Source organism: Flavobacterium amniphilum (genome assembly GCF_023634845.1).
Classification (GTDB): Bacteria; Bacteroidota; Bacteroidia; order Flavobacteriales; family Flavobacteriaceae; genus Flavobacterium; species Flavobacterium amniphilum.
In genome coordinates this window covers 68,879-81,052 of the sequence record NZ_JAMLJL010000015.1, presented here as the reverse complement: position 1 = coordinate 81,052, position 12,174 = coordinate 68,879, and the positions used below count along the sequence as shown (strand labels likewise).

Annotated in this window: 16 protein-coding genes; all 16 read left to right on the top strand. The window is 30.1% G+C overall.

All coding sequences use genetic code 11. The features are described from left to right. Positions 1–2: 2 nt before the first annotated feature. Complete coding sequence (locus tag NAT51_RS15680; protein ID WP_250600328.1) at positions 3–569, top strand: hypothetical protein; 567 nt, start codon at positions 3–5, stop codon at positions 567–569. Between the two features lie 30 nt (positions 570–599). After that, positions 600–1,613 carry a pirin family protein gene (locus NAT51_RS15675; RefSeq protein ID WP_250600326.1) on the top strand — a complete coding sequence of 338 codons (1,014 nt, stop codon included), beginning with the start codon at positions 600–602 and terminating at the stop codon, positions 1,611–1,613. Next, on the top strand, positions 1,610–2,188 hold the full coding sequence (locus tag NAT51_RS15670) for a TMEM175 family protein (RefSeq protein WP_250600324.1): 579 nt from the start codon (positions 1,610–1,612) through the stop codon (positions 2,186–2,188). Before NAT51_RS15675 ends, NAT51_RS15670 begins: the two co-directional genes overlap by 4 nt. Then, positions 2,181–2,984, top strand: coding sequence for a hypothetical protein (locus NAT51_RS15665; RefSeq protein WP_250600322.1), 804 nt, complete (start codon positions 2,181–2,183; stop codon positions 2,982–2,984). The genes NAT51_RS15670 and NAT51_RS15665 overlap by 8 nt, the downstream gene beginning before the upstream one ends. Next, positions 2,981–4,360 carry an alginate export family protein gene (locus tag NAT51_RS15660; RefSeq protein ID WP_250600320.1) on the top strand — a complete coding sequence of 460 codons (1,380 nt, stop codon included), beginning with the start codon at positions 2,981–2,983 and terminating at the stop codon, positions 4,358–4,360. Before NAT51_RS15665 ends, NAT51_RS15660 begins: the two co-directional genes overlap by 4 nt. 141 nt (positions 4,361–4,501) lie before the next feature. Continuing rightward, positions 4,502–4,912: an OsmC family peroxiredoxin gene (locus NAT51_RS15655; protein WP_250600318.1), complete on the top strand. Its 411-nt coding sequence runs from the start codon at positions 4,502–4,504 to the stop codon at positions 4,910–4,912. Positions 4,913–4,923: 11 nt separating this feature from the next. Next, entirely contained in the window at positions 4,924–5,838 is a 915-nt protein-coding gene (locus NAT51_RS15650; protein ID WP_250600316.1) for an alpha/beta fold hydrolase, read from the top strand. Between the two features lie 521 nt (positions 5,839–6,359). After that, positions 6,360–6,698 carry a hypothetical protein gene (locus tag NAT51_RS15645; RefSeq protein ID WP_250600314.1) on the top strand — a complete coding sequence of 113 codons (339 nt, stop codon included), beginning with the start codon at positions 6,360–6,362 and terminating at the stop codon, positions 6,696–6,698. 278 nt (positions 6,699–6,976) lie between these two features. Continuing rightward, entirely contained in the window at positions 6,977–7,825 is an 849-nt protein-coding gene (locus NAT51_RS15640; RefSeq protein WP_250600312.1) for an RteC domain-containing protein, read from the top strand. Positions 7,826–7,915: 90 nt separating this feature from the next. Continuing rightward, on the top strand, positions 7,916–8,203 hold the full coding sequence (locus NAT51_RS15635; protein WP_250600310.1) for a helix-turn-helix domain-containing protein: 288 nt from the start codon (positions 7,916–7,918) through the stop codon (positions 8,201–8,203). A gap of 14 nt (positions 8,204–8,217) precedes the next feature. Continuing rightward, positions 8,218–8,997, top strand: coding sequence for a transcriptional regulator (locus NAT51_RS15630; RefSeq protein WP_250600308.1), 780 nt, complete (start codon positions 8,218–8,220; stop codon positions 8,995–8,997). 11 nt (positions 8,998–9,008) lie between these two features. After that, positions 9,009–9,620 carry an ATP-binding protein gene (locus tag NAT51_RS15625; protein ID WP_250600306.1) on the top strand — a complete coding sequence of 204 codons (612 nt, stop codon included), beginning with the start codon at positions 9,009–9,011 and terminating at the stop codon, positions 9,618–9,620. Between the two features lie 14 nt (positions 9,621–9,634). Further along, positions 9,635–9,976 carry a hypothetical protein gene (locus NAT51_RS15620; RefSeq protein WP_250600304.1) on the top strand — a complete coding sequence of 114 codons (342 nt, stop codon included), beginning with the start codon at positions 9,635–9,637 and terminating at the stop codon, positions 9,974–9,976. Between the two features lie 223 nt (positions 9,977–10,199). Continuing rightward, positions 10,200–10,424 (top strand): hypothetical protein, encoded by a 225-nt coding sequence (locus NAT51_RS15615; RefSeq protein WP_250600302.1) that lies wholly within the window; start codon positions 10,200–10,202, stop codon positions 10,422–10,424. Positions 10,425–10,557: 133 nt separating this feature from the next. Further along, positions 10,558–11,418, top strand: coding sequence for a transglutaminase-like domain-containing protein (locus tag NAT51_RS15610; protein ID WP_250600300.1), 861 nt, complete (start codon positions 10,558–10,560; stop codon positions 11,416–11,418). 11 nt (positions 11,419–11,429) lie between these two features. Then, on the top strand, positions 11,430–12,164 hold the full coding sequence (locus NAT51_RS15605) for a hypothetical protein (protein ID WP_250600298.1): 735 nt from the start codon (positions 11,430–11,432) through the stop codon (positions 12,162–12,164). Positions 12,165–12,174: the final 10 nt, after the last annotated feature.

Here is a 12,174-nt window from a genome sequence, read left to right as displayed (position 1 = left end):
TCATGATAGAAAGGCATAAAAAATCCACTGAAATTATTACTCCTATTACAACTATTGTTCGACACAGTATAAAATTAGGTGCTGAAAAAGATTTTGAAAATTGGTTTGATAAAATTGAAAAAAAAATCAACCTATTCAAAGGATTTAAAGGAGTATTTATAATACCTCCCAAAGTAAATAATCTATCGAATGAATATATAATTGCATTTCAATTCGAAAACATGGAAAATCTTATTGAATGGATAGATTCGGAGGAACGAATATTAGAACTAAAAAAATTAAATAAAATTTCACAAAAAGAAATGCAATTGGATTTTCATAATAGTATTGGTTTTTGGTTTACTGGTGTTAAAGTTGAAGATAAAAAACCTCCAAAGTGGAAAATGGCTTTACTTACTTGGATTGCCGTATTTCCTATGGTAATAATACTTTTAGAAATTTTTAGCAAATTGTTTCCATCATTTCCGTTAGCCCTAAAAGTTTTTTTTGTCACCATAACATTGGTTACTTTGTTAACATGGGTTTTGATGCCAAATCTCACTAAACTGTTTAAAAAATGGTTATTTTAATTCTTTCTGATACTTTAAAAATAAAAGAAAATGAGTAAAATAGTAAATATCGAACCACTAAGTTTTCCATGGAAAACAAATGATCCTTTCATCTTTTGTGCATATCATCGTGACGTATACCCAAAAGGGAATGCAAATATGGGTTTGGACTCTGAGCAATTTAAAGATAGAAACATTGGACATGATTTTGTTATGAAAGATGGCTTCAGAATGTATCATGGTACAAGTATTCCAGGATTTCCTTATCATCCACATCGTGGTTTTGAAACTATATCAATAAATAAAGAAGGCGTAATAGATCATTCTGATTCTTTAGGGGCAGCAGGCAGATTTATGGCTGGTGATGTGCAGTGGATGACTGCAGGTAGTGGTATTCAACATTCTGAAATGTTTCCTTTAATTAATCAAGATAAAGTTAATCCAATGGAAATGTTTCAAATATGGCTTAATTTACCTAAAGCGTCTAAAATGGTAGAACCACATTTTAAAATGTTGTGGAAAGAAAACATACCAACTATTGAACATAAAGATGTTAATGGTAACAAAACAATTATTGATATTATTGCTGGTAAAATAGATGAAATAACAGCTCATTCTCCTACTCCAAATTCTTGGGCTGCAGATTATAATAATGCTGTTGGTATTTACACTTTTAAAATGGAAGCTAATGCCATATTTACGTTTTCTAAAACTATACCAGAAGCTAATAGAACTTTGTTTTTTTATAAAGGTAAATCAATAAATATTGATGGACAGCAAATAAAAGTAAACCAACTAGTTGAATTTAAACCTGATGAAGATTTAATTATTGAAAATAACAATGAAATTTCTTGTTTTTTGATATTAGAGGGCAAACCGATAAACGAACCAGTCGTACAATATGGCCCATTTGTAATGAATACTGAACTTGAAATTAGAGAAGCTATGAAAGATTTTGGTAAAACACAATTTGGAGGTTGGCCATGGAAAGAAGCGGAACAAGTTCACCCAAGAAATAAAGGCAGATTTGCATTACATGCTAATGGACTAGAAGAAAACTTATGAAATCATCAAGGCTAGAAGCTTTCAGTGATGGTGTTTTTTCTATTATTATTACAATTATGGTTTTAATATTAAATCCGCCAAATACTCTAAGCATTAAAGGTTTAATTTCATTAATGCCATTATTAATAAGTTATTTGGTAAGTTTTATAAATGTTGGTATTTATTGGAATAGTCACCATCACCTTTTTCAAATTACAAAAGCAATTAACGGAAAAATACTTTGGGCAAATTTACATCTTCTATTTTGGCTTTCGCTAATACCCTTTACGACAACTTGGATAGGAGAAAATCACATGGAAACTATTCCTGTTATGATTTATGGATTTGTTTTTTTAATGAGTGCTATAGCTTTCCTAATTTTAAAAACTATGGTTCTTAAAAATCATAGCGCTACTGATGACATCCATCAAGTTATTGGTTCGAAAAAAAAGGAATACGCCTCAATTATTGTATATGTAATAGGAATGGCACTGGTCTTGGTAAATACATATTTTTCAATTATTTGTTTTGTAGGAGTTGGCTTGGTTTGGTTAATACCAGACAGAAATATAGAAAAAAAATGCAAAAATGAATAGATTACTTTCTTTTATTAAAATACTTTTATTTTGTTATGTATTCAGTTTTACAAAGCTGAATGCACAGAATAGACCTCGTATAATTGCTATATATCCTACTTCGGATTCAATACCAGTTAATATTCTACGCTTCTATATTAAGTTTTCAAAACCTATGCAGGAAATGAATATACTTCAACACATTAAACTATTGGATGAATGCAAAAAAAATATCACTGGTGTTTTCTATGAAAATCAATATGAATTATGGAATGAAGACCGCACTACCATAACCTTACTTGTAGATCCTGGAAGAGTAAAATTAGGTTTACTAGCCAATAATAAAATGGGGCGTGCATTTGATGAAGGAAAAAAATATTCTCTAGAGATTGATAATCTGATACTTGATTTTGAAGATCAAAAATTAGAAAATAATTATACCAAAACCTTCATTGCTGTTAATGACGATATAGTCCCACCAGATATTGAAAAGTGGAAATTGGAATTGCCAAAACTAAATTCCAAAGAAACAATTGTTATTAATTTTAATGATAAAATAAACCATATATCTGCTTACACCTTGATTAAAGTTTTTAGAGATAAAAAAAAAATTCAAGGTAACGTTATTTTAGATAACCATGAAAGTACATGGATTTTCAAACCCAATGAAAAATGGAAAAAAGGTGATTATCAAGTAATTGTAGAGCCACAATTAGAAGACATTTCAGCTAATACAATCAATAAGTTATTTGATTATAAACCTACAGATTACATTACCAATAATTTAAGAAACATATTAAAATTTACAATAAAATGAAAAAAATTAGTTTATTTATATTTGTACTTTTCGGCTCTATAGCAGGATATTCACAAGAATTACCCAATATTAAATTATTGAGAGAGGATGAAAACTACAGCTTTTTACTCCAAAATGATAGTTTAAGAAATGCATCTTTTTTCAATCAAATTAAAGCGATTCCACTTTCTAAAAATAAGTCTATTTATTTGAGTTTAGGAGGCGAATTTAGACCTAGATTTGAGCATACAGATAACAAAAATTGGAGTAGCAATGAAGATGCTGATGAATCGTTTTATTCTCAACGAATGATGTTTCATACTGATTTACATCTAGGAAAATATGTTCGTGTTTTCGGGCAGCTTACTCATGGTTTAGTTTCACTTAAGGAAAGCTTGATTCTACAATCTGATAAGCTAGATTTACACCAATCCTTTGCAGAGTTTACAATTCCTATCAAATCTACAAGCTTAAGAATAAGAGCAGGAAGACAAGAATTATTTTTGGGCTCAGGTCGCCTTATCTCATTCAGAAATGGTCCTAACAGTCGTTTAAGTTTTGATATGTTAAGAATAATTATTGACAACAATTTTTTTAATGGAAATCTATTTTATGGAAGAGAAGTAAAAGTACCTAATGGCATTTTTGACAATAGATCATCTGATGCACCATACACATGGGGTATAGGCGTAAATACAAATAACAATAATTTTTATGGTAAGACGTCTTTATATTATATTGGTTTTGATTCAAAAATGGTAATGTATGAAGCTGGAATAAATCCAGAAACTCGTCATACAATTGGAATAAGACGCTTTGGAAGCATAGGTAAACGATTTAAGTTTAATACAGAACTAAATTATCAATTTGGAGATTTTGGAGATAAAACAATAAGCGCTTTTTCTATTGCTGGAGACTGGCATTATAACTTAATCAATACTAAATTTAAGCCTGATTTTGGATTGAAATTAGATTATATTTCAGGAGATAAAAATAAAGGAGATAACAAACTCGGAACTTTTAACCCTTATTTTAATAATCCAGCATATTTTGGTTTAATTACCCAAGTTGCAGCAATGAATATGTTTGATATTCACCCGTCGATTAAATTAAATTTTACTGAAAGGTTTGAAGCAGTTATTGAAGCTGATTTTTACTGGAGAGCAAAATTAGAAGATGGATTATATAACGGTGGAAAACGTTTAATACTTCCATCTAACAATAGTAATAGTCGTTTTATTGGTTTTCAAAATGGACTAAAATTAGAGTATGAAATAAATAGAAATTTACAATTATCAAGTGAAACATATCTATTTGTTGCTGGTGATTTTGTAAAACAAAGTGGTGCTTCTAAAAACACTTTTTATAATGGATTAACAATTTGGATTGGTTTTTAAATAAGGAGGAGGAGCATAATTGTTAAAAATTGGCAAATATGTAAATATTAAAAAAAGCAATGGGATTACGTTCATAAAATTATATGTTTTAAACTAATAAAATAGATTTAAAACTAAATAATAAATTAAATGATAATAAACATGAAAAGAAATGCAACAGCTGTATGGAACGGCACAATTAAAGAAGGTAAAGGTCATTTAACCTCACAAAGTGGTGTGTTAACAAAAACACCTTACACTTTTGTGTCTCGTTTTGAAAACGGTACAGATACTAATCCTGAAGAACTGATGGCAGCAGCTCATGCAGGTTGTTTTACCATGAAATTAAGTGCCGAGCTTACATCTGCTGGATATAACCCAGAAGAGCTGACGACTACAGCATCAATTACATTAGAAAATGGTGTTATAACTAAATCAGATTTAGTTTTAACTGCAAAAATAAAGGGAATCACAGAAGAAGAATTTCAGAGAATTGCAAAATTGGCAGAAGAAACTTGTCCAGTAAGTAACGCTTACAAATTAGAAATCACCTTAAATGCAACTTTAATTTAATACATAATAATATGAAAACTTTAAAAACACTAATTGTAGTTTTAGTAATATCATTAACTACAACCAAGATGACTGCACAAAATAATGCAACTCCTTTAGCAAGAGAAGAATACATAACAGTAGAAAAAAACGTAAAACTACATGTTACAGATTTAGGTCAAACTCAAAGCATACCGGTTGTTTTGATACACGGATGGCCTTTAAGTGATGCTATGTACGAATATCAATATCAATTTTTAGTTGATAAAGGTTTCAGAGTAATAGGTATTACTTTACGTGGTTTTGGAAAATCTGATAAACCTTTTGGGGCTTATAATTATGATGTATATGCAAAAGATATTAAAGTTGTTTTAGACAAGTTAGATGTAAAAGGTGCAATATTAGGAGGTTTTTCAATGGGTGGCGCAATATCAATATATTATGTGGCAAAATATAATGCTTCAAGAGTTAGTAAACTTGCTTTGTTTGGTGCTGCAGCTCCTGTATGGACTAAACGTGATGACTACAATTACGGTTTTACCAAAGAAGATGTGAATAGTCTTATAGAATTAAGCAAAAATAACAGACCGCAACTTTTAGAGAATTTTGGAAAAATATTCGGTGCAACAGAAACCGCTATACCTACAGGTATTGGTAACTGGTTAGGAACCATAAATTTAGAAGCATCACCTTATGCAACTACTCAAAGTTTAATTGCATTGAGGGATACAGATTTGAGAAGCGAACTCTCAAAAATTAATATACCAACTGCTATTTTTCATGGTACTAAAGATGTTATTTGTGAATTTGCTCTAGCGGAGCAAATGCATAATGGAATAAAAAATTCTTACATAGTAAAATTTGAAAAAAGTGGTCATGGTTTATTTATTGAAGAACTAGAAAAATTTAATAATGAATTACTAAGTTTTATTAAAAGAAGAAATTAATAAATATAGATTCTACAAAAAAAATGATCTTATATGAGGAAGCGCAAATCACAGTTGGTTGCAGCGTTTCCTCACTTTTTAATTTCTCCAGTAAATTCTTTGGCAGTTTATAAATAATTTTGGAGAAATAAATAGAGAATATTTTGGTTTAACTTGGGATACTTTATTAGAGACAGGTGGTGTTTTAGTAAGAGAAGAAATCAAATTTTATATTGATATTCAAGCAATTAAGTAATAATCTAAATCGTTGATCTATTTCGAGAATATTACAAAAAACTATAAACGCATTTTTATAACTAAAGAATATTAATTATTAGGTAATAATGATGCAAGACTATGGTGCGCCTATTGGATTTAGAATCGCAAAAGCAAATCCAAATAGAATAACTGCGATAATTACTCAAAACGGTAATGCCTATGAAGAAGGTATTGGAGAAGCATAGGCTGACATAAAAGATTTTTGGGCTAATCGCGACGAGAAAACTGAAAAAAAGTTACTACCAGCTTTCAAATTAGAAGGATTGAAGTGGCAATATACACACGGAACTCGAAATCCTGAAATGGTAAATCCTGATACTTGGCATTTAGATTTCCTTAGAATGAATCGACCTCATGCACATAAGGTGAATTTAGAATTATGGCACGATTATCAAAACAACTTAAAACAATATCCAAAATGGCAACAATATTTGCGTGAAAATGAGCCAAGACTGTTAGTTGTTTGGGTTAAAAACGAAGAGTATTTTCCTGAAAGTGGAGCCGAAGCTTTTAAAAACGATGTTAAGAATGTGGACTATAATATTTATGATACTGATCATTTTGTTTTGGAAGAAGACGGTTTTGAAATCATAAATAAATAAGAACATTTATTATAACCGTAAAATAATAAAAATACAAAGTATGAAAAATATAGTAAAACTAAAAGAATTAGGTCAATTACTATTATCGATATTGTTATTTAATAGTTTAGAATTTTCTAATGGAATGTATATTTTAAATTAAATAGTTATAACCAATATTATAGTTATAAAATAGTTAAAGATTAGCATTAATAAAAACAATAAATTAATTGGTATGATTAAAATAAAGTTTGTGTTTTTTATTTTAATAAATGGTAAAAAGTAGAAAATAAATAATTTTGAACCCTAAAGTCTCCAAACTATTAACTGATCTTAACGAACAACTAAATTTTATTGATCTTGAAATTGATAATGAAATAAAACGTTGCGAGAAAGCAATTGAAATTATACTTAATGCTAAAGAAAATTTGCGAAATATTGTTTTAAAAAACCAATTTAAAAGCCAAGATGATGAAATTCAATTCTTCAAAGAAATAAAACCGCAATTCACCTCAAAAATAATCTACTACAATACTATTCTAAAAATTGAAATGAAAAAGCCTAATGGAGGCAATCGTATTTTGAAGAAGTATTATAATAATGAATTGATAAAACTTAAAGCTTTTTTTGATAATGAACTTGAATTCTATAAATATTACCGATCAGGTAATAGCTATTTAGACTATAAATATTTTCTTCGGGGTAAATTTGATATAAAACTATCACTTGATAACTATTATTTTGAAACAGATACTACTTTTTCAACCTCTCACGATTTCAAAGTGGCTAAAATTTTAGCTAATGATTTAATCCAATTATATTTAGAAAACCAATTAATTATGATTGAAAGTAAAGACACGTCAGAAAAAACACAACGTAAACCGAACATCAAATTGACATGGACAGGTTCAAAAGTTTCATTAATTGAATTATTATATGCTCTAAATTCAGAAGGAGTATTCAATAATGGTACTGCAGATCTAAAAGATATTGCTGAATATTTTGAATATATTTTCGAGGTTGACTTGGGACAATATCGCAGAACTTTCCACGAAATAAGAGCAAGAAAGACAGATAAAACAAAATTTATAATTTCTTTAAATGAAACTTTGTTAAAGCGAATGAACGACTCAGATGAGCTAATTTAAATAAGAAATGACACCGAACACGAACCGAATTCTGAAATAAAACAAATTAAACCTCACAATTTTGTACCATAACAATCTAAAACATCAGTTATGGCTATCGAAGTTATCACTCGCGAAGACTTAAACGAATTCAGAAGTCTTCTTTTGAAAGATTTAAAAGAAATCATTCAATCCAAACCGCAACAAGTAAAGCAATGGCTCAAATCCAATGAAGTCCGAAAATTGCTTAATATTTCTCCTGGTACTTTACAGAACCTCCGAATCAATGGTACACTTACTTTTACCAAAATTGGCGGAATAATGTATTATAACTATTCAGATATTGAAAAAGTCTTGAATGGTAATACTCAAAAAAAGAGTTCATATTTTTTCAAATAATGTAATCCTGTTGAATGAATTACATTAAGCATCTTACAGGTTTTTTTAATTGCATCGGCAATGAAAAAATCATTTACCCTACTCACATCAGTTTGTATTTAGCATTGTTTCAAAGCTGGAATGTAAATAGGTTTAAAAATCCAATTACCATTTCTAGGGAAGAAATGATGAAAGCCAGTAGAATTGCCTCAAAAGCAACATATCATAAGTGTATTAAAGAATTGCAATTTCTCGGATTCATAGAATATTTACCTTCTTATAATCCGTACCATGGTACAGAGGTAATAATGTATAATCTTTCTGATGGGAATAAGCGAAGAGGTAGTTCAATAATTGACAATACAAAACCAATAATTGAACAAGTTAATGGTCAGGTTACTGAACATGTTATTGAACCTCATATATATAATAATAAACAAACATTTAAAAACAATAAAAACATATCTATTGAAGGGAATTTTGAAGTTTCAATTGAAGAAGATTATTTAGAAGCTGACAAGAAAGAAAAAAAAAGTTCCGCAAAAAAAAAAGAAAGCCCAAGTATAGAGTTGGTCAAAGAATATTTCAAACTTCAGGAATATTCTGAAATTGAAGCCGAGAGGTTTTTTAATTATTACACAAGTAATGGTTGGTTAATTGGTGGAAAAACTCAAATGAAAGATTGGAATGCAGCAGCTAGAAATTGGATGCTTACTACTTCTAAATTCTCAATCAATCTACCGAAAAGTAAGGAACAATCACGAGCCAATAATTTACACACACAAGAAGATAAAGACTATGCAGAACCATTGTAAGAAAATCAACTATGAATTTAAAATACAACTACCCGGAAATTCTAGCTTGGTTGGAGCAAAAAGGGAAACAAGACTATGGAGATAAGTTTCATTTTAAACATCAGGATACACCTAATATCACAAAGCTTGTAGCCTATTTTTTGAAAGATGAAACAAAAACAAATGAGTATGGCATTGATTTGACTAAAGGGATTCTATTATCGGGACCTGTGGGCTGTGGAAAGACAACTTTAATGATTTTGATGAAATATGTTACCAAACAGAACAATAGATTTTATCTGAAGACTTGCAGAGATATAAGTTTTGAATTTATCAAAGAAGGATATGAAATTATACACCGCTACAGTCGAGGCAGTTATTCACAAACGGAGTATAAGAATTATTGCTTCGATGATTTAGGAGTTGAGCAAAACTTAAAATACTATGGAAATGAGTGTAATGTAATGGCTGAAATTATTCTCTCCAGATATGATTTATTCATAGCAAGAAAAGTAATTACACATCTAACAACCAATCTTTCCGCTTCAGAAATAGAAACAGCCTATGGAAATAGAATCAGATCGAGATTAAGAGGAATGCTGAACCTCATTGCATTCGATAAAAACACAATAGACAAGCGCTAACTTAAAATATCAATATGAAAATAACCTTTAAAAAAATCAAGAAAATAGACATTGAGATAATACAATCTGAATTGCTAAAATTCATCCGAAACAAGGTTGATAATATTCATCATTGCAAGGATTATGACAAGTATTGCAATGATATAATTGTTATTGACACACTTCAAAGTATGTTCTACATTTTTAGAACAAAAATTGAAACCCGAAAAGTAGATTTAAATATTAGCTTAACTCCAACACAATCGGTTATACTACTCTACTGTTGCCAATGGGAAAGAAAAGAAAGAACCCAAGAGCAGGGAATTGTAATGCAAACTATCTCTGATATAATTCACGAAAGACTTGTCAATATTTAAAATCAAAAATTATGAAAGTAAAAAAATGCTTTAAAATAGTTTATCTGAATATATTAGCAATATTAATATGCTTTGTAATTATTATTAGTGCTCCATTGCAATTTTTAGATTTTATCTTTATGGGTAAAAACCGAATCTTGAAATGTCTGGAAGACAAAGTTTTCAGAATCTTATTCTTAATCAATGATTTGAGAAAAGAAGTTTAACTTGTAAAGAGTCTAAAATGAGTAAGAAAAATAAGAAACCACTTCCGCATTCTGTTACAAAATCAGAACTAATAGAGATGTATTGCAATCAGTTTAGCGAAACTAAAATCAGAAATCAAATCAATGAAATCCTTAAAGAAAAGAAAATCTCAAAGGATGTTAAAATGATTCCCCACTTGGAGTTCATGGAGTTTGTGGAAACTTATGGATTGCCCAAAGGGTATTATTTTGATGATGATTGATTGCAATAAAATTGCAATGATACCTGATAATACTTTACAATACCTGACAAACCTTTACAATACTTTATCATACCTCGCCATACTTCAAGGCGAGGTTTTTTTATTTCAAACATTTGCCTCAGAAAGTTAGTAAATGAAGATGACCAAAGATGAAATCAACTTAATTCTAAAACGAAGGATAAAAAATGGTGATGAGTTTAATCACTTGATTGAAAAGCCAAAAGGACAAAAGGTAAAACTTAAAAAGGGAGATACGTTTTATTCGGTTTCCATGATGAAAGTTTGGGTGGAGACTTTTTACAGACAGGTTACCAAACTATCTCAAATTCTGAAAGGGAAAACGATTCAAGAAACCTGTGATAAGATTCATTATTTCCTTTATTACGACATCCAGTATCAAGCTGATGGAGTAACACAGAATTTAAGAAGTCCTGCCAATAGTTGGTTCAACCGCAGAGATGGAATTGATTGTAAAAGCTATTCGATTTTCGCCAGTTCGGTTTTAATGAATTTAGGAATCAAGCATTACATCAGGCAAATCAAACAACCTAAGTTCAATCCAAAACAGTACACCCATGTTTATGTGGTTGTACCTTTTAATCAGGTGAGCGGAAAGTTAGACAAAGGTGATGCAATTATTGATGGCACAATACATAGCAACAAAGAACCAAATTATACGGATAAAAAAGATGTTTTTATGGATCAGAAATTACCACACATAGGATTGAATTGTCCAGCTCCTAAAAAGAGAGGTTGGTATGTAACTAGGAAACCTTGCAAAAAGGCTTATGAATTGTATGATTTTACAAGAAGTGCTGTACAAGCAAAGAACATGCTAAAATCATTAGGTAGTGATGCAATTGCTCATAAGTCAACAAGTGAAGGAGGTGCTTATAATATCTATGTTAAAAGTAATAGTGTTTATGGCAGTAAAAGAGGACTTAAAGGTGTAATAAAAAAGACAACTCAATCCAGTAGAAGATTTCCATTTTAAATAATTTGATTATGATAATATTAGAAGAACAAACAGGATTAAATGCAGGATTAAACCGAGGACTTAAAATCGGTAAAATGCTGAAAAAAAATATCCGACTAAAAAATGTTAGCATCAAAAATGCTGTGAAAGTTGGTAAAGCCGTAGTTCCTATTGCTACAACTGCTATGAGTTTTTTCCCTGCTACTGCACCCATTGGGATAGCCTCAAAAATAGCCAAAGCAGGTAAACTAACTAAAATTGCAACCAAGGCAGGTAAGATTGGAAAAATTGCAATGAAAGTCAAAAAAATTGCAGGGACAAAAGTTGGAAAGCTTGCACTTAACAAAATTATAAAACCTGTGGTTAATAATGCAATTTCAAAAATAAATAATCAACCACAGTCTATTAGTAATGTACAGCAATTTGAAACTACCGAGCCAGTTGAAATCATGCCAAATGCGACTCCTACGCCTGCACAATTGGAAACTATTGCAGAAGTGAAAGGAGTTCCAGCGGAATCCTTAACTACTGGCAAAGCAGATACTGGTGTGGCAGTTCCAAATGATGCACAGCTTGAAACTATTTCCAAAGTCAAGGATATTCCTGTACAAAATTTAAAAGAAGAAGTCCAAGCTCAAAAAGAAACAGCACAACTCGAAAGTGGAGCTTCAACATCAGATAAGTCTAATTATACAATTCCAATTGTTATAGGTGTTGGAGCTGTAGGAGTCATTCTTTTAGTAACAAGTTCAAAAAGTAATTAATAAACATAGA